The sequence below is a fragment of the Streptomyces sp. CB01881 genome (assembly GCF_002953255.1).
Classification (GTDB): Bacteria; Actinomycetota; Actinomycetes; order Streptomycetales; family Streptomycetaceae; genus Kitasatospora.
The window spans coordinates 8,921,364-8,939,539 of the sequence record NZ_CP026498.1 but is presented as its reverse complement, the minus strand read 5'-3'; the positions used below and the strand labels follow the sequence as shown (position 1 = coordinate 8,939,539).

The 18,176-nt window shown below is 67.3% G+C and carries 16 protein-coding genes; 5 read left to right on the top strand and 11 right to left on the bottom strand.

The window, feature by feature from the left end; all coding sequences use genetic code 11:
- Positions 1–67 precede the first annotated feature (67 nt).
- The 3 genes from C2142_RS29115 to C2142_RS29105 form a co-directional block, all read right to left on the bottom strand.
- Positions 68–1,897 carry a reverse transcriptase/maturase family protein gene (locus C2142_RS29115; RefSeq protein WP_174315765.1) on the bottom strand — a complete coding sequence of 610 codons (1,830 nt, stop codon included), beginning with the start codon at positions 1,895–1,897 and terminating at the stop codon, positions 68–70.
- Between the two features lie 854 nt (positions 1,898–2,751).
- Positions 2,752–4,344 (bottom strand): IS1634 family transposase, encoded by a 1,593-nt coding sequence (locus tag C2142_RS29110; protein ID WP_241002841.1) that lies wholly within the window; start codon positions 4,342–4,344, stop codon positions 2,752–2,754.
- Positions 4,345–4,650: 306 nt separating this feature from the next.
- Positions 4,651–5,052 carry a hypothetical protein gene (locus tag C2142_RS29105; RefSeq protein ID WP_148645687.1) on the bottom strand — a complete coding sequence of 134 codons (402 nt, stop codon included), beginning with the start codon at positions 5,050–5,052 and terminating at the stop codon, positions 4,651–4,653.
- Between the two features lie 170 nt (positions 5,053–5,222).
- Here C2142_RS29105 and C2142_RS29100 point away from each other — a divergent pair, with 170 nt between their 5' ends.
- On the top strand, positions 5,223–5,453 hold the full coding sequence (locus tag C2142_RS29100; protein ID WP_148645686.1) for a GntR family transcriptional regulator: 231 nt from the start codon (positions 5,223–5,225) through the stop codon (positions 5,451–5,453).
- 109 nt (positions 5,454–5,562) lie between these two features.
- Here C2142_RS29100 and C2142_RS29095 read toward each other — a convergent pair whose 3' ends face one another.
- The 4 genes from C2142_RS29095 to C2142_RS40510 all read right to left on the bottom strand — a co-directional run bounded on the left by C2142_RS29095 (position 5,563) and on the right by C2142_RS40510 (position 9,527).
- Positions 5,563–6,693 (bottom strand): methyltransferase domain-containing protein, encoded by a 1,131-nt coding sequence (locus C2142_RS29095; RefSeq protein WP_148645685.1) that lies wholly within the window; start codon positions 6,691–6,693, stop codon positions 5,563–5,565.
- Between the two features lie 12 nt (positions 6,694–6,705).
- Entirely contained in the window at positions 6,706–7,728 is a 1,023-nt protein-coding gene (locus tag C2142_RS29090) for a radical SAM protein (protein ID WP_241002840.1), read from the bottom strand.
- Positions 7,729–8,753: 1,025 nt separating this feature from the next.
- On the bottom strand, positions 8,754–9,041 hold the full coding sequence (locus C2142_RS29085; protein WP_148645683.1) for a hypothetical protein: 288 nt from the start codon (positions 9,039–9,041) through the stop codon (positions 8,754–8,756).
- Positions 9,042–9,527 (bottom strand): hypothetical protein, encoded by a 486-nt coding sequence (locus C2142_RS40510; RefSeq protein WP_241002839.1) that lies wholly within the window; start codon positions 9,525–9,527, stop codon positions 9,042–9,044.
- Positions 9,528–9,766: 239 nt separating this feature from the next.
- Here C2142_RS40510 and C2142_RS29075 point away from each other — a divergent pair, with 239 nt between their 5' ends.
- The 4 genes from C2142_RS29075 to C2142_RS29060 all read left to right on the top strand — a co-directional run bounded on the left by C2142_RS29075 (position 9,767) and on the right by C2142_RS29060 (position 12,723).
- A complete protein-coding gene (locus tag C2142_RS29075; protein WP_148645682.1) occupies positions 9,767–11,029 on the top strand; it encodes an XRE family transcriptional regulator in 1,263 nt (420 codons plus the stop codon).
- Positions 11,014–11,538: a GNAT family N-acetyltransferase gene (locus C2142_RS29070; RefSeq protein WP_148645681.1), complete on the top strand. Its 525-nt coding sequence runs from the start codon at positions 11,014–11,016 to the stop codon at positions 11,536–11,538. The genes C2142_RS29075 and C2142_RS29070 overlap by 16 nt, the downstream gene beginning before the upstream one ends.
- 100 nt (positions 11,539–11,638) lie before the next feature.
- Complete coding sequence (locus C2142_RS29065; RefSeq protein WP_148645680.1) at positions 11,639–12,502, top strand: helix-turn-helix transcriptional regulator; 864 nt, start codon at positions 11,639–11,641, stop codon at positions 12,500–12,502.
- Positions 12,499–12,723 carry a DUF397 domain-containing protein gene (locus tag C2142_RS29060; protein WP_206671033.1) on the top strand — a complete coding sequence of 75 codons (225 nt, stop codon included), beginning with the start codon at positions 12,499–12,501 and terminating at the stop codon, positions 12,721–12,723. The genes C2142_RS29065 and C2142_RS29060 overlap by 4 nt, the downstream gene beginning before the upstream one ends.
- A 54-nt stretch (positions 12,724–12,777) precedes the next feature.
- Here the strand turns inward: C2142_RS29060 and C2142_RS29055 are convergent, their stop codons facing one another.
- From C2142_RS29055 to C2142_RS42035, 4 genes are all read right to left on the bottom strand, one after another.
- Positions 12,778–13,533: a hypothetical protein gene (locus tag C2142_RS29055; RefSeq protein ID WP_148645679.1), complete on the bottom strand. Its 756-nt coding sequence runs from the start codon at positions 13,531–13,533 to the stop codon at positions 12,778–12,780.
- A complete protein-coding gene (locus C2142_RS29050) occupies positions 13,526–15,706 on the bottom strand; it encodes a DUF6571 family protein (protein ID WP_148645678.1) in 2,181 nt (726 codons plus the stop codon). The genes C2142_RS29055 and C2142_RS29050 overlap by 8 nt, the downstream gene beginning before the upstream one ends.
- A 60-nt stretch (positions 15,707–15,766) precedes the next feature.
- Positions 15,767–16,249, bottom strand: a complete 483-nt coding sequence (locus C2142_RS29045; RefSeq protein WP_148645677.1) for a hypothetical protein — start codon at positions 16,247–16,249, stop codon at positions 15,767–15,769.
- Positions 16,250–16,590: 341 nt separating this feature from the next.
- Entirely contained in the window at positions 16,591–18,135 is a 1,545-nt protein-coding gene (locus C2142_RS42035; protein ID WP_148645676.1) for a putative Ig domain-containing protein, read from the bottom strand.
- Positions 18,136–18,176 lie beyond the last annotated feature (41 nt).

Sequence of the window (18,176 nt, the reverse complement as noted above, 5' to 3'; positions counted from 1 at the left end):
GGGCGAGGTGCCAGCGCGTGAGCTGGTCCTTTTCCCAGCGGCCTCCTCCCGAACCCGTCGTGCGACGTTAATCGCAACGGGCTCTCCAGTGACTTCCGTGAGGTGTGTTTGCGCAGTCAACGTGGATGCCGTCATGGCAGGTTGGACAGACCACGAGGGTCTTCCGCCGTCTCCTGGCCATGAGGGCGGCCCAGTTGGGTTGTCCCTGCCCGAAGAGGTCGAGGTCAGCGAGCTTGCGGATCTGGTGGACCGCGATGTTGTCGGTCGCTCCGCAGAGCTCGCAGAACCCGGCCAACAGCCTTTTGACCAGCTCGCGTTGGCGTGGCGCGGAGACTGCTTGGGCGGGGTCGCGGTCTTTGAGGACCGCGTCCTTTCTGCGTCGGAGTGGGATTCCGCCGAACCGGGCGACCAGTGGCCTGCTGCTCGGGGCACGGGCGAGACTGACCTGGAGGCACTTGCGTGGCCCAGCCGGGGAGTCGATGGTGGCCTTGTACTTGCGGGCCATCTTCGACACGGTCGAGCGGTGCTTGTCCGCCAGGGAGCACAGCAGCGAGGACTGCATGACCCAGTGCAGCCGGTTCAGTCGGTGGACGTCGCCGGCCAGCAGGTAGTACTGGACGATCCCGCGATACCTGGCGCCGAAGATGCCGACGAGATTGTAGTCGTCGTGCTTGTACATCGATGGCTGGTGCGCGGGCTTTCCGCGCGTCAGGTAGGGCGCGCATTTGGCTTTGATCACGTCTTTCGGGACGTGGAGAGCGATGGTTCCGTTCACCGAACGGCGTAGCCGCCGGTTTCCCTTCTTCCGCTCGGACCTTCCATCGTCCCGTTGGGTCCTGATCTCGTAGCCGAGGAATCTGGCAGCCTGTGTTCTGGCATGGGTGACCAGGGTCTTCTCCTCGGACAGTTCCAGTTTGAGGTCGTCACGCAGGAACTGGGCGAGGCGCTGTTTGATCTCGTCGGCTTCAGCCTTGGGTCCGGCGAACCCGAGGAGGGTGTCATCGGCGTATCTCACATAGCGCAGGCGACGGTATCCCGGGTCGTTCATATCCTGACTCGGGAGAGAATGCAGCCGCTTGTGCAAGACGCGTACGGAGACGCGGTCTCCGCGCCTCCGGGCACGCTGAATATCGCTTTCGACCCTGCGATACTCGGGGTTCCTCGCCCTGAGTTTTCCCCGGGTGTATTCCGGCACGAGAACCTTCTCGACGAAGGTGTCCAACCGGTGCAGGTAGATGTTGGACAGGATGGGCGACAGAGTACCGCCCTGTGGAGCGCCGCTCAGTGTGGCATTCCATTTCCAGTCCTCCAGGTATCCGGCTTTGAGCATGTTGCGCACCAGCCGCAGGAACCGGTTGTCGTGGATCTTCTCCGCCAGTGTTTCGAGCATCACCCGATGGTCGAGTGCGTCGAAGCACTGGGCGATATCGCCCTCGATGAACCAGCTGGTCCCGGTCCAGGTGCGGGCCACGTCGCGTAAAGCGGTGTGGCAGCCCCGGCGGGGACGGAAACCGTGGGAGTGGTCGGAGAACTGCGGCTCGTAGTACGCCTCCAACAGGAGGCGCATCACCTCGCCGACCAGCTTGTCCGTCCATGATGGCAGGCCGAGCGGCCTTCGCTTCCCGTTCTTCTTCGGGATGAAGACCCGCTTGACCGGCTTGAATCGGTGGCGCTCGTGGCGCAACGCGTCGATGACGCGCCCGATCTTCGCTAGCGACATTCCATCGGCGGTTTCCCCTGTCGCCCCGGGCGTCATCGCCCCCTTGTTGGAGTAGATGCGCCCGTAGGCCATGAGATACAACTGCGGGTTGAACATCTGTCGATAGAGCTCATTGCACGGCAGGCCTCGCCTGCCGCGTTCACGGAGGATATCAAGTACCGCTTCGGCGCTCTGCATTACGCATACCTTCCGGTCTCATTGATATCCGGTCACCTGTGTCCCTTGGCCCTGTGGGCGGCTTTCCCGTCCTCCTTGGCAGGTCGTGACTCCTGCGACTACTATGGACACTCCGTCACCATGGGGCTCGCGCCCTTTAGGTGATCCCCTGTTCATCCTGGCCGTACGTGCTAGCGCGACTTAGGCGCCCCACTCATCTCCTCGAATGCCCTCGCTGGACATCGTCCCGCTCCCCGGAGTTACATCGGTGTTCGAAGCCCGATGCAGGGAGCGGCGCCGGTTTCGGATATCTTTCCGGCGGATCTGTCTTTGAATCGACTGGAGATTGGGGTTCAGGCAATCCAGCTTTCGCCGTATCGCGCGGGTCCCGCGGTGCACCGTCCCTGATATCTGGACCCGGCCACCGCTTCTCTGGCATGCTACGGTCCCCTTAGCCTTTCGGCGCCAGGTAAGCCATTGGACCCAGGAATATCCTCCGAATTCCTCCCGGCTCTGCCGGGAATACAACCAGGCGCTTTCAGGGCGCACTCGAACCAGACGGATTTGCCGGACTTTCTGGGGTCGCTCCCGAACCGGTGGGTGAGGCAGCGGACGAGGTGGAGGCCCCGGCCGGAGAGCTCGTAGGGGTCGGCGGAGTCGCGCTGCTCGGGGAGGTTCGGGCTGCCGTCGCTGACGGAGACCCGGAGGGTGTCGTTCAGGAGAACCACGACGACCAGGGGAGCCGGACTACCCCCGTGCTTCCAGGCATTCGCCTGCTGCCTCTTCCCGTAGCAAGAGAGGCTGAATGAATGCCCCGCCCGGAGTGGCCCGGACGGGGCTGTGAGGGGCTAGCTGGTGACTTCGCACATGGGGTTTTAGGTCTCCAGCCAGCGGGGTCGGGTTTCGTCGATGCCGAGGAGTTCGAGCAGGTGTGCTTGGACTCCTCGGTTGATGAGGACGATGGGTGGGCTGGTGGCGGTGCCGGGCCGGATCATGAGGCTGGCCAGGTGGTAGAAGATCATGCGGCCGGTGGGGCGGACGGCGCGGTTGTCGGGGTAGAGGCCGCGCATGGTCTGTTCGGGGCCGAGGGCTTGGCGGACCTGTCGTTCGATCAGGCAGAACACGAGCAGGGCCAGGCAGATCACGGTGATGAGGGCGGCGATGCGCCGGTTGTGCTGGAGGAAGACGGGCGCCACCGCGAGGGGGCCCTTGAAGTCGTGGTAGCGGCGTTCGACTACGGCCTGGCCCTTGTACCGCAGTAGGACCTGTTCGGCGGTGGCCTGTTCGGGGGTGAGGGTGGTCAGCAGTGCGTACCAGCCGTCGGTGGCGGCCTGGGCGGTCAGGACGTCCTGGTCGAAGTGCCATTCCAGGGCGGGGCGGCCGGCCTCGTCGGTGGTGACGGTGGTGCGCAGGCAGTCCTCGACGCGGCGGGTCTTGGCGATGACGCCGATCCGGGCGGTGATCTTCTCGGCGGTGCCGTAGAAGCGTCCGCCAGCTCCGTGTTGGAGTTTGTCCAGGTCCTCGGTGGCGCGGGCCAGGCGTTTGGCGCGGGCGGCCTGCTGGCCGCGGGCGTTGCCGGCGGAGTGGACCAGGATTCTGCGCAGGGTGTGCACCGGGTCGCTCTTGCGGCGGCCGGTGATGGTGTGGGTGTCCTCCAGGACGTGGTAGACCTCCCGCTGGTCGGCTGGTTTGCCGGCGTCGCGTTCCGGGACGTAGTCCACGACCTGCGCGTCGTCGAGGTTCAAGGCGGCATAGACCCTGTCCGGGATCTTGGAGGCCGGGGCGGGGGCGATGAAGGCGACCTTCGCCTCCAGCAGGGCGGTGACGTTGGGGTAGGACACCAGCTTGGAGTCCGCGACCAGGAGGAAGTTCCTGCGGTCGGCCATCTTGCGCAGGGCGTTCATGGCGCCGACGACTTGGGCGACCTCGCCCGCGCCGCCGTCGTAGACGCGGTGGAAGAGCGGGACGCCGCCGTCGCCGCTGACCGCGAGGCCGGCCTGGATCTGCTTCAGATCGACCCGGCGGTCCTTGGGGTGACCGTACTTGACCTGTGGGAACTGCTCGTCCTGGTCCTCGTAGGCGCCGAAGAGGGACATCGAGGTCATGTCCCAGTGGATCCGGGACACGTCGATGCCGAACTCCGTGATGGCCCGAGCGCCGACCGTGCCGACCAGCTCGTCCAGGTGCGGGGCGATCGCGTCCAGGGCGCGCGCGAGCCGGTCATCGCCCAGCAGGCCGGGGTCGATGCCGAAGACCTCCTCCACGGCCCACTCCCGGGCCCAGTCGCCCACTCTGACCAGCGGTGCCGGGGCGGACAGCCGGTTGGCGATCATCACCTCGATCACCTGGCCGTGGGTGAGGTGCGCGACCTCGCGGATCGGGCACAGCCCGTCGACGATCCCGGCCAGGTCCAGCCGGCGCAGAAACTCGGCAGAGGCGGGCAGAGCGCCCAGACGCCTCTCCACCACGGGCGTCAACTCCACGGCGAAACGTGGACGCTGGACCCGTGAGCGACGTGAACGAGATATCGGCACGCCGGGTTCAACGACCGGCACCCCGCCGGGGTACCGGTCGCATCACCCGTTCATCCGAACTCGTCATGTGCGAAGGACCGGGCTAGCGGGGTTGCCGTGGGGTACATGGGGTTCGGCACGCCCAGCGGACGTACGACGGGCCGCTCACGCGGTCCACGATGCCGACCACCACACCATCGGCGGTCTCCTTACCGCATTGGCAGCAGAAGAACGACTTCTTCTCGGGCGTCTCCTCGGCCATCACGCCACCGCCCCAACGAGCACGCGGTTCTTGTTTGTCGCGTCACCCAGGTAGTGGAGCGGGTCCGGCAAGCCAGCCTCAGCCGCGAACGCCGCCGCCTGCCGTTCCCGCTGTCGGATCTTCTCCCAGCACGGCGCCTGTTCCTTTGCTTGCCGCTGAAGCACGGCCGTCTTCTCGCCGTCCGGGGTCTGTTCCCAGGCTTCGAGGTATCGGGGGACAAGTCGGGGCGGCTCCGAGAGCGGCATCGTACGGATGAGCAGATGAGCGCCGAACGGCTTGCGCCACCCGCAGATGACGGGCGGTGTCGGGGGCACCTGGGCGTCGGGGGCGCGGTGCTCCCCGCGTGCCGGCAGTAACCAGCGCAGCACCCAGACAGTGGCCAGGACGATAAGCTGAGTCATGTCTTAGCTCCGAGAAAGCTAGGGCCATCCCCGGGACGGACAAGCGGGTACCAGCCGCCTTCGTCGCCGGGTTTCTTTTGAGCCGACCTTACTATGGGTCCCTACCCCTGTCCATGGCCCCCTATAGCACCCGACTCCCGTCAGCCACCGCCGACGGCTACCTTCGTCACATGGAGTTCGACCCGACCCGCCCCAAATGGCGACAGATCCGCGATGAGATCGTCCGCAAGATTGAAAGCGGCGAGTACCCGCCCGGCCACCTGATTTCGGCGGTGCAGCTTGAACGAGACTTCGGCGTGGCGCGTGCGACCGTTCAGAAGGTCACGGCGTCGCTTCGCGAAGATGGGCTGATCCGGACTGAGACGGGGATGGGGAGCTTCGTCGCAGACCGCACGACGTAGCCCCGCCCTGCCGGAGTTCACCAGCGGGACGGGGCCGAGAGGCGCGGGTAGGCATTGGATCGTCTGTGAGTTAGGCGCCCGCGCCCTGGTCTGAGGCTACCGCCCGCCGTCAGTCGACCGTGGCCGACCACCGTCCCCGGGACAGATGCATCACCCCGTCCGGGGTCACCGTGGCGTCGCATCCGTACAGCGGTAGTCCGCCCTCGACCATGCTGCGGGTCCGGATGCGCTCCAACTCGGCCCAGAGCCGGCGGGGGCCGCCCTGGTGGACGGTCGGCGGTCCGAACCCGGTGGCACTGGCCCGAGCCCATGACCCATCCGGATGGACCATGAAGGCGGTCCGGAGTCCGTCCCGTTCCTCGTAGTCGTACTCGATTCCGGGCACCGAGACAGACAGGAACGACCAAACTTCCCACCCGTCCCGTACGTCCGCCACGGGGTAGCGGCCAGTGGTCACTACCTCGCCGTCGGACTCGCGAGCGGTCTTGAACAGCTCGACCGGTCCGGGCGGGTAGTTCGCGCCGTGTCTGGTGCCCATGAACCCGGCCCAGTCCCGTTCGATGTGGCCGACCGCTCCACCGTCCGGGGCTCCCCACGCTGTGAGGATCAGCGCGGTGTCACGAATGGTGGTGACTAGGCGGCCCCCCTTCCGGAGAGCGGCGAGCCACGATGCCGGGACGGGTCGGACGCCCACGGTCGACACGATGCGGTCGAAGTCGCCCGGAAGCGGGCCCGTCGCGTCCACGGCGGCGAAGCGCGGGTTAAGTCCGAGGGCGGCAAGCCGTTCCCGGGCCACGTCGACTAGGTACGGGTCCACGTCCACGCTCGTAACGCGACGGTCGCCGATTCGGTGGGACAGGTAGGCGGTCAGCCCGCCGGCTCCGGTGCCCACGTCGAGCACGTCGTGTTCCGGGCCGATGCGCCCGTGGCGGAGCATCTTCACCACCAGGGCGGCGAGAGTGGCGGACGACGTGGGGAGTCCGGTCGGGTGCTGGTCGGGCTTGCCGTGGTCCGCATGGTGTCCGCCCACGCTGGTCACGGCCGACTCGGCGCCGTAGGCCATGCGCGCCCACCGCTTCGGGTCGTCCTCGCCTCGGTGCAGCGTCCATCCGTTGGGGCCCTGCTCCCACCAGTTCGGAATCAGGGTGTGTCGGGGTGTGCTGGCCACGGCAGCGCGCCACCGCGAGTCCGGGTCTGTGACACGTTCCGCCAGGGTGGCGGCGTGGTGCTCCCAGTTCATGGGTTCCTTCTCCTACAGCTCGGAGACGCCGAAAACAGGGTTGCACGGGGCGGGGTTTGCCGGGTTGCAAGTCTGACTGTCGTTCGGCGGGCAACCCCCGAGCGCCACGGCAACGGGAGCGACACCGTACGCCGGGTTACAGGCCGGGGTGTTGGCAGGTGAGCAGTCGTTCGAGTCGTTCGGCGGGCAGCCCCCGAGGGATGCCGGGGCGAACCCGTACGCGGGGTTACAGGCCGGGGAGTTGGCCGGAGAGCAGTCGTTCGAGTCGTTCGGCGGACAGCCCCCGAGGGTGGCCGGTCGGCGTTCAGGGATGCTCGCCACCACGGCGGCCCATTCGGGGCTGTCAAGCACCGCCCGAATTCCCCCGGGTTGCTTCGCGTGTCCGGGCTTCATCCACCTGCCGAGCACGCACGGGGACACCGAGCCGTCCGGCATGACTGCGAGCCGGCCACGGCCACAGTTTCCGCACAGTTCGCCGACCGTGGGCGTCGACTTTGCTGCCCGTCCGACGCCACGGGCATAGTCGAGCGTGACGTGTTGGACGCCGAGGGCGCGCAGTTCCTCAACCGCAAGCTGTTCGAGCTGTCCGTCATGGACGCCCACAACTCCGGCACGGATCGGGATACCGCGCCGCACCGCTTCCGCGATGTTGGCCCGGGTTCGTTCGTGGCTGCCGGAGACCAGCGTCACGCGGTCGTGCTCACCGGGATTCGGCGAGTAGTACGACGTGGCGAGGCTGACGCCGGGGCGCTCGAACACGGCCCACCCCTTGGCGGACACGTGAAACAGGTTGGTGAACACCTCGACCGCGCGACCCCGGCTCAGAGCGTGGTCGACCAGATCGGCCCACCCGGGGAAGGTGGTCGGCTCGCCACCGATCAACTGCACCTTTCCGATGCCGAGTTCGGCGGCCTGGTCAATCACTCCGTACCAGTCGGCGAGCTTCATCACGCCGTGCGGAACACTCGGCGCCGAGTCGGACAGGCAGTGCGCACACTGGAGTTGGCACTTTCCGGTGATCTCCAGCTCGATCATGTGCGGTATTGCGAGTCCTGCACTGACGGGCGGTTCCATGATCGCGGTCATGGGGCGTTCCCTCTCACTGGTCGTTGCCGAAGATTGGTCCGCCCTGGTCATCCTTCCGTGTGGCGACCAGGGCGGACCGTCCGCTGTTCCTCACCCCTCGCGGGGCATCCCGTCGGCCGGGCGGGGCGGGACCGGTGCCGGTGCACCCGTCCACGTCTGGCGGATGGCCGTGCGCCGGTTGCGAACTCCCCACCGGGGAACAGCGCTGCTGCACGCCGTTGTGCAGCGATCACCTGCCTGTCGGCAGGGGTGGAGCCCCGCCCCGGACGGAATGGATCTCAACCAAAGTCCGGGACGGGAGATTCGGGCCCGCTCTGGTCCATGGGTGGGGGAGCCTCATGGATGGGACACCAGAGCGGGCGGTCTAGGGGGCGGGCTCGACCGCGGGAAGACGGGCCCACGGCACCCACGGCGCGCGCCATCGGCGTCTGGCATGCCGAGCGCTGCCACGTCGAACGGGCGCGGGTGCGTCACGGCTGATCACCGCTTTTACCGCTCGCCGGTGAAGCTCAGCAATGCAGTCCGCGCAGGCAACCAGCGGCGCGCAGATCCCGCCCGCAGCAGTAACAGGGCCGAGCCACAGCACCGGCACCGATGTACGGCGGCAGTAGAGCCAGCAATCACCAGTGACCCACTGGTTACCGTCGTGCTCTCGGGGCGGAGTCGGCAGGGCTGCCGCGGCCACCTCGGACAGCACGGCAGGGGCCATGGTCGTCATGGTCACGGCTGGTCCTCTCGCGGGCCGGAGACGTGGCGGACGTTGATCCGTAGCCGTCCCCGCCGGGTCAACCAGTCTGCGAGATCGGCCCCGATGGGCACCCCGACCATAAGCACCAGGACCAGCACCCAACAGAACAGCGCGCGCCGGTAGCCCGCCGGCTCGGGGTTGACCGCCACCAGGACAACGGAAGCGGCCGTAACTGCCACCAGGACGACCACCGCACCCGCGAGGATCTGTGCTCGGCGTAAGCGCATCATTCCGGCGCCTGTTCGGGGACCATCTCCATTGGCACGTAGGCGAGCTGCCCGAAGCTCCGGTGATCCTGGCGTTCCTTGAGATGGGTGAACGTCCACTCTCGGGCGGCTTCAAGGTCGGTCAGCTCGCCGGAATCGGCCCGGCATCGAGTGCCGTCCTCTTCCTCGCCCTCGCAGTAGAACAGGTGCACCGCCTTGCGGTCGTGATCCTGCCGAATCGTCCAGTTAAGGAACCGGAAGATCCGACGGACCCCAATCTCGCGGCGCGGCAGGGTTCCTAGGCTCATCTACCCAACTCTCTTATTACTGCGCGCAGTTGCTCGGGCGGAATCGGCCCGGACTTGGTCCATCGGGCCCGCCACCCGAACGGCCTCGGGGTCCGCACGCCATGGCTCGCCACCAGCCGGCGGGACGAGCAGCCACCGTCCCGTGTCGTCCTTGCCGCGGAACTCGCCGACTAGGTCCCGTACGACGTCCACCAACAGGTCGCCGACAGCTGGAGGCCAGAGGTGCGTCACCACGCCCTCGGGCCGGTCCTCGGCGGCGAGGGCGTCGACCCCGGCCCGGATGACCTCGGCGAGGCGGGCAGCCGTCCTCGGTTCAACCATCCCGAGGTCAACCCGCGCCACCCCGGTTAGCGGATCCGCCGGTTCCACGGCGAGATCCGGGAGCGGGCACCCGGCTTCCTCGGCCGCCTCCCGGATCTCGGCGCGCGCTTCGTCCGCCTCTCGCTGCTGCTCCCGGGCAATGCGGGAGAGATGCGACTCAGCCATGGTTCAACATCCTCTTTGGTCACTGAGCGCCAGTCATATCGGCTTCGCATGGGCTACTTGTCGGCCGACCGATGAGCCGCAGGTGACTGCTCCGCGGTGGGCCTAACCAGTGAACGACTGCCGAGCGGGGCGCCGTGAGGAAGAACTCACGACCATTTGCCTGCCACGCACCGGAAGTTTTGAAGGTCCCTTTACTCGTTGGTCTGCACGGCCGGTAACCTCGGCGCTACGGTGAGCACGTGGGAGATAACATCGCGCTCCGCCAGGCCATCGCAGAGCTGGGCATCAGTCACGCCGAGTTAGCCCACCGGATCAACGAGCACACAGAGTCCGTGTCGGGGCAGTACGGAACCTGCAACGAACGCACGGTGCACAACTGGGTGGCGGGTAAGACCGGGTGGCCGAACGCCAAGCAGCGGGCAGGGTTAGAGGCAGTATTCGACTGCCCGGCCGAACAACTCGGCTTCACCCCCCGGGGCCAGCGCCCCGCGTCGCCGCCGGAGGAACCTGTGCGACGCCGTACCTTCATCACCGCCGGACCGCCCGCTGTTGCGGCGGTGGTTGCTCCGATGCTCGCCAGTCGTCGCACCGTTGGACTTGCTGACGTTGAGCGAGCGAACGCCGGGCTTCAGACTCTGGATGCCTTGGACGACCACCAAGGCGGACACGTCGCACTTGAACGCGCTGCACTCGCGGGCGCTCAGCAAGCTATCGACTTGCAACAGAACGGCACCGCGAGCGAACGCGTACGTCAGCGCCTGTTCGGTGTTGCTGCCGCTTACACCGCTACCGCTGCTTGGTCGTGCATTGATAGCCGCGCGTTCGACCAAGCCCGGCAACACCTAGACCGGTGCGCGACACTGGCCGGTCTCGCGCGGGACTCAACTGCCCAACTTCGGGTGTGGAACTCGATTGCGATCCTCGGCAACAGTCAGAAGCGGTATGGCGATGCGGTAGCGGCCGCGCGGGCAGCCCAGGCAAGCCGAACCACCCGCCGCGACCCGCTGTTCGCGTCCCTGGCGCACGCACGGGTGGCGGTGTCGCTAGCAAACCTCGGAGATCGTCAGGCCGCCTTGCGGTCGATTGGGTTCGCCGGCGAGGCGCTAGAACGGACGACGGACCAACCTCGGCCGTCCTGGGTAGCGTTCTACGGTCCCGCGGAGCTACACGTGTTGACGGCTATCGTCTACGAACGGCTTGGTAACGCTGAACAGGCCGAGGGTGCGTCGCACCGGGCGTTGGGCACGTTGCCGGAGCAGTTTCGCCGCAATCGCGCACTGGCCACAGCTCGACTTGCACTCGCGCAGGTCCGCCAGGGTGACGCTGCGCTTGCCGCGCACACCGCTACAAGCGTCATCGACTTGATGGGCGGTGCCGCTCTATCGGGCCGGGTCCGGACAGCCCTGGGCGACTTTCACCGCGAGCTGTTGACCCTTTCCGCGACCACCCCCAGTGCGCGAGAGTGGGCGGACCGTTTCCGCAACGAATGGAACCGACCATGATCGAACTACGGCACTACCATCACGGCGAACTGCCCGCAGGTCTCCGAGAGCTGTTGATCAACGTGCATGCGGACGCCTACGCGGCCGAGATGGAAGATCCGTTCGTGCAACGTTTCCCCTGGTTCGTTGATCACTGGTCAGCGCTGGACGGCTTCGCGTGCGTGGTGGGTTTCGATGGTGAGGAACCAATCGGGTTTGCCTACGGCGCGCCAGCGCGTACCGGCCGGGAGTGGTGGCGGGAACACGTGGTGCCTGCCCCGGAGCGGGATTCGACGTTCTCGTTTTCTGAGCTGATGGTGCGCCCGCGGTGGCGCAAGACCGGTGTCGCTGAGCGCTTGCACTCCGCACTGATGGCGGACCGCCCCGAGGCCCTGGCGGTGCTGCTGGTTGATCCGGAGCACCCGAAGGTTCAAGCACTGTACGAATCATGGGGCTACCGCAAGGTGGGGGATCGACAGCCGTTTCCCGACTCGCCGCGATACGCGGTCATGCTTCGGAGCCTTCGGTAGTACTCCCCGAGGCCCCGCTCCTTCGTATCCGCCGTCCGGGCCGGGGAGTTCGGCGCCGTGTGACCGGCGGCTCGCCCCCGAAAAGCAAGAGAGGGCGGGGATGGCCGCAGCAACAGGTCCAACGGTTCGGCGGAGGCAACTCGGCGCGGAGCTGCGTCGTAGACGAGAGGAAGCCGGCCTCTCGCACGAGGAAGTCTCCGAAGCGCTGAGCGGCATGAGCCAGCCCAAGCTGTCCCGCATTGAGAACGGCAGAGGCGCCACCAAGGTCGACGACGTCAAGAAGCTCCTGACGCTCTACAACTGCGCGGACACCGACCTGATCTCCACCCTGGTCGATCTCGCCAAGAACGGAGCACAGCGCGGCATGTGGTGGCAGAGCTACGGTGCCCACATCAGCCCGGAGCTCGGCGACCTGATCACGCTGGAGGCCGCGGCCTCATCGATCCGCACCTACCAAGGCGCCTTCATCCCCGGATTGTTCCAAACGCCTGCCTATGCGCGCGAGATCATCAAGAAGCTCAACATGCGTCCCGAAGTCAACGTCGAAGCGTTGGTCGACGTTCGAATGGCGCGTCAAGGCGCTCTGACGAGATCCGAGCCGATCACGCTCTGGGCCGTCATCCATGAAGCAGCCATCCGCGCGGGCGTCGGCGGCCCGGGTGTCATGGCCGAGCAGCTGACACGGCTGCTCGACCGCGCCGCCCGGCCGAACATCAACATCCAGGTGATGCCGATCGGTGCGCCTGCCCATCATGGAATGGGCGGCGCGTTCACGATCCTCGGTTTTCCACAACGGCAGGACCTCGACGTGGTGCTGGTCGACGGCACGTTGAGCAACCTCTGGGTCGAGGACGCCACCGGCGTGGACATGTACGGAGCGAAGTTCGACGCCATTCGAGCCGATGCCCTCGGCCTCGACGACTCGCTCGCCATCATCACCGATCAGAGGGACAAGATCACATGACGTTCCATCCCGACTCGACCGCACTGAACGTGATCTGGCGCAAGTCGTCCAGAAGCAACGATTCTGCCGACTGCGTCGAGTTCGCCACCCCCGGAGGCGCGGTCACGTACGTTCGCGACTCCAAGGACGCTTCCGGGCCCGCTCTCGCCCTCACAGCCTCCGCGCACGCCGCCTTCATCGCCGCAGTCGCCAACGGCGAGTTCGACTTCGACCTGCTCTGACGCCCCACCGAGAGAAACGGTCCGGCGCGCCTCGGGCGCGCCGGACCATCTGCATCAGCGATCACCCGCCGCTTGGGTGCTCGGAGCGCCGGAGCCGGCCTGGGTCATCGCGGTTCCCTGAAATGCCGTCTCCAGAACCTTCCTGGCGACATCCGCCGACGGGAAGGCCACAGGATTTTGACAGGGTCGTGCCGCGGCGGCAGCCCTGGCCACCTTCAGAGCGATGTCCAGCCGGGCCTGGTGAACCGACGCCTGCTTGGGGTCGACCTGCTCGGACCACGCGCCGACCATGACCTCCAGGTACGGGTACCCCGGATCCACGTTGGCCGGGCTGTCGCATCGGAAGGCCACCTGCACCTGCTCCTTCATCCCCCACAGTCCCTTGACGTCCGGTCCAAGGTCCAGTCGCGCCCATTTGGCCCGGTGATCCGGGGAGGGTTCCTCCTCGTAAATGTTGCGGTAGTCGAGCCTGTTGATGCGGTGGACCGTGACGTCCAGCAGCGACTCGTAGTGCTCGGAGTCCCGCGACACGGCGCAGTACTGAGTCCGTTCGCCAGGCTGGATAGTGGCCTGCTGACCGATCGAATGGAAACCGTCCTTTGTGTAATGAACGGCGAACGTTCCCTGAGCCTTGGCTGCCAACGGCCGCAGGTCGTTCCGGTCGAGCAGTGACCAGCACGCACTCGCCGGCAGCTTCAACGGATCCTGTGACGACGACCACCACAGGTAACTGCCCGCCAGGGCGAGGACGCACACCAACGACCCGACGACGAGCCGCGCACGAGGGCGGCGGTGGTGGCGGTCAGCCATGGATCGCTTCCTTGGAGACGTTCTCGCCGCTGGTGTGACCGGTCAGCACCGAGTTGGCGGCCGACGTGGCCAGCGTGTCGAGGTACGGCTGCTCCAGACCCGCACCCTGTCCGGCCTTCTTTACAGCGGCCGCAGCCGCCGCGGCGGCTGCGGACTGTCCTGCGTCATGGGCCTTTGTCGCATCGTCACTCGCCTGCGGGGTGACCTGGTAGCCAGCCGCGACGCTGTCGATCAAGCCGTTCACCGGGTACGACATCCCACCACCGACCACAGGAATGGCGCCGAGCACCGCTCCCCCGGTGACTGCCCAGATCGTCTTGGCCCAGATGGCGTTGTGGTCGATCGCGTCGTTGTACGCGGTCGCCTCGGCCTGCTTCTGAACGTAGACCTCGTCCGTCATGCCCGCGGTGAGGATGCCGGCCACCACACCACCCGGGCGAGCAGCGTTCTGGACGGCCGCGCCGAAGAGGTCCTTGTACTGTTCCCGGTGCTGCATGATGTCCTGGATGTGCGCCGTGCTGTACGCCTGCTGAGCCTGGGCGATCGCACCGTAGGCGTCGGGGTGGTGGCCAAGGGCCTCCAGTAGCTTTTCGGTGTTCGCCCGGTCGAGGTCGGCCTTCGTGCCGTAGGTGGTCAGCGTCGTGTCGTGCGGGCTCAACGACGCCTGCACATCACCCATGTAGGCGGCCGTCATGTGGCCGAGACCGCCGTTCAGGCCGGCGAACAACCCACCCTTGGCGAGCAGCCCGGGGCCGTCGCCGCTGCCGAAGCGGTCCACCACGCTCTTCATCACCGCGGCCATCTCGGGCGTGTGCGGCGGCAGTGGTGCGTCGGCCGAGTCGTGCGCACGGCCGGTGGTGGCCGCCTCCAGGGCGTGGCCCAGGGCAGCGGCCTCCAGCGGCTCCGCATGCCCCATGGGCGCACTGTGTCCCGGCCAGACGTCCTGGAGCGGGGAGTTCCAGCCGGCGGTTGTCAGCGCGTCGAGGTACTTGTTGGCCTGACCGACGGCAGCGACCGTCCCGTCAAGGTTGTAGAGGGTCGCCGGATCGTGAAAATAGCTCGTGGCCGCGTCGGGATTGTGCCCGAGGGCCTCCAGGACGCCGACCATCGGGTTGAACCCTCCCTGCTGGGTGCCAAGGAACCGGTACTGGGAGAACTCCGCCGCGTTCCACTGGTCGGAGGTCCAGAAGCCCTGCCGCTCGCTGAGCTGCGTGACGTGCTCGGCGATCGGGTTGAGGAAGTGCGGGTCGTACGTTCCGGTGCGCAGGATGTTCGTGAGGATCTGGTACCCGAACGGTTGCGCGCTGCCGCCGGGCTGACCGTCCGGCCAGATGGCGACGCGGGTACTTCCCGCCTTGCGGAGGCCGGCCTCCCATTCGTCGGAGAGGTGCGGCTCGTTGCGGGAGTTGGTCGCGGTGGCGAGGGCGGTACCCAGCCTGGCCTGGAGGTCGGCGATCACCTGGGGTCGGCCGCCGCCCTGCTTGGCGGAGGCAGCGGCCAACTTGCCGTACGAGGCCAGGAATCCGTCCGGCCCCAGCGACCCGTAGAACGCCGTGGCGAAGGCGGGATCCCCGGCGTGGTCCTTCAGCAGCTGGTTGAGGTGCGCGAGCTGGGCGTCGCTGGCGTTGCCGGCCAGCTGCAGAATGCCGGCCGCCTCCCTCGCCGCCTCCTCGGGCAGCCGGGTGCCGGGCGCCCCGCGGAAGGAAGCACGGTTGATGCCGGTGTCCGCCGCGAGGGCCACCGCCGCGGCGGAATCGGCCGCAGCGGCGCGGGCCAGTGCCTTGGCGATCGCGTCGGCGACGCCCGACGCCTTCTGCCGATAGGTGTTGGCGTAGTCCGGATCGTTCTTGTCCGCCGTGCTCGTTGCCGGCGGCCAGTGGACACTGCCACTGTCGTCCACCGTCATCCCGTGGTCAGTGGCGGACTGAACCGCCGCTTTCAGGTCGGCCTGGGCGCCGGCGAGTTCCGTGTGCGCGTCGCGCAGAGCCTTGGCGAGGCCGCTGGCCTCCTCGAAGGCCGCGTCGATCTCGGTGCGGACCTTCGCGATGGCGCCGGCCGCCTGTTCTGCCGCCGGGCCGCGCCAGCCCGAACCCTGGAGGGGCGTGATGACATCGCCGGTCAGTTCGGAGGATAACTCCCAACCGCGGACCAGTGATTCGAATGCACCGGCCATCCGGTCGATCCCGGAGACCGGGGCATGCCTCAGGTCACTGAACTCCACCATTCCCGGGCCTCAGTTCTTTCCGAAGTTCTGTGCGTTCAGCTGTTCGGCGCGAGCATAGGATTCGGCATTGGCGCCCAGATTTTCGCCGATTCTCCCGAACGTGTCGGTCAGCGACTGGACCTGCGCGTTCCAGACGTCCCGGGCCGTACCCAGCGCCCCCACCAGCGCCCAGCTGCGCGGTAGATCCTCGGTGGCCTCGTTCACCCGGTCGAAGGGCTTCTTGCAGGCCTGCGAGAACTTCGTCTGCAAGGTGCCGACATTGCCCGCCGCCCGGCGGAGAGCGTCCGGGCTGACCTTCACCACCGCACCGGACGCACCAGCCGCACCGGCCGGGCCCGGAGTGGCCTGCACGGTCGGCGTCCACCCGGGTGCCGGCGCCCCGGACGCGGCGGACGCGAGGTCCGGGAACTGCTTCTTCGCCGCCTCCGTCAGGTTCCCGGAGCTGTCGAACAGCCACGGATTGATCCGCCGTTCAAAATCCAGGTCAACCATTCCCCCACCCCAATTCGAGCGCAAATACAGGGACCGGCCAGGCGGTCACCCGGGCACCGAATGCAAGCTTGCCGATACCGATGCAAGGAATTCCTGACAGTCGTCCGCAGAGCGCCGACAGGGACGACCCGTACGCTCCGTCGATTCGGAAGCCTTCCACGAATACTCGCCACCCGCACGACAGTTGAGCGCTTCTTGAGGCTCGACCGCGAGATCAGTATGCGGACGACATCATTCCGAGCGCTGCCACGCGTGCATGCCGACCCGAGGATTCGGATACGCAACGCGAATGGCCGCCCGGTCAAGGACCGGGCGGCCACAGGAGGGTTATCGCACAGGCGTCAGCTGGTGGCGATCGACGTGTCGTCGATGACGAAGCTGGTCTGCAGCGAGGAGTCCTCGGTGCCGGCGAACTTGACCGTCACCGACTGGCCCGCGTACGCGGAGAGGTCGAAGGTGCGCAGCTGGTAGCCGGCGGCCGCGTCCACGTTGGAGTAGGTCTTCAGCGCGGTGCCGTTGACCGTGACGGCCAGCTTGTCGTACTGGGTGGAGCCGGACTCGGCGGTGTCGATGTGCAGGTAGAAGCTCAGCGAGGCCTTGCAGCCGGTCGGGATGGTCACCGTCTGGGACAGGTTGTCCGAGTGGGTGGAGCCGTAGCCGTTCATCCAGGCCTTCCAGGAACCGCCGTGGGCGGCCTGCGAGGCGCTGTTGTCGACCACGCCGCTGGAGGCGGTCCACGGGGCGGCGGAGCCGGTCTCGAAGCCCGCGTTGCCGAGCAGCTGCGTCGGGATGCAGCCGTCGCCCCGGCTGATCGTCCAACTGAAGCTCGTCGTGGCGGTCTTGCCGGCCGAGTCCTTGACCGTGACCGTCACGGTGGACGTGCCCGCCGTCGTCGCCGTGCCGGTGATCAGGCCGGTGGACGCGTTGATCGAGAGCCCGGCCGGCAGCCCGGCGGCCGAGTAGGTGAGCGGTGCGGTGCCGCCGCTCGCCGAGATCTGGAGGTTGACCGGAGCGTTCAGCCCGGTGGACTGGGGGCCCGGGTTGGTGACCGAGACGGCGCCGCTGCCGGCCGGCTTGGTGAGCAGGCAGCCGCTGACGTTGAGGTCGATGACGCGGCCGTTGCCGAGGCAGGTGGTGAACCAGTAGGTCTGCTCACCGTAGCTCTGGCCCTTGGTGACGGTGGTGGTGCCGTCGGCCGCCACCTCGCACGGGTTGTTGAGGGTGCACATCGCACCGTCGTCGTTGCCGGTGTTGTTGATGCCGACGATCTTCTTGGTCGCGGCGTCGACGATCGGCGAACCGGACGTGCCGTGCGTGGTGTTGCAGCCGGAGCTGTAGCGGATCGAGTCGTGCCAGGTCCACGCGTCCTCGCGCAGGGTGGGGACGAAGCCGTTGATCGAGCAGTCCCACACCTGCTTCCAGTACGACGAGGGTATGTACATCGCCGAGCCGTCGGCCGGGTGGGTGTCGCTGATGGTGAGGGCGGTGGCGCCGTACTTGCTGGTCACCGAGCCGAAGGTGTCGGTGAGTTGGTACAGGGCGACGTCGGTGCCGGTCATCGTCGCGTACAGCACCTTGTCCGCCTGGACGGTGCCGAGCGAGGAGCCGGACGAGCTGAGCAGGGTGCCGCTGCGGCTGGCGCTCTGGTTCTGGATGACCACGCCGGCGGCCGGCATCGTCGGCAGGCAGTGGCCGTTGGTGAGCATCATGGCCCGGTCGGTGTCGACCGAGGAGGGGTAACGGACCAGCGAGGCCGAACAGTTGCTCAGTGCGATGGTGGACGTCAGGTCACCGGCCTGGACCGCCTGTGCGGGGGTGGCGGCCAGGGTGAGCCCACCTGCGACGACTGCACTCGCGCCGACGACGGCGGCAAGTCTCTTCAACATGGCTCTCCTTGTGGGGGATTGCGGGGCGTACGACCGGTTGC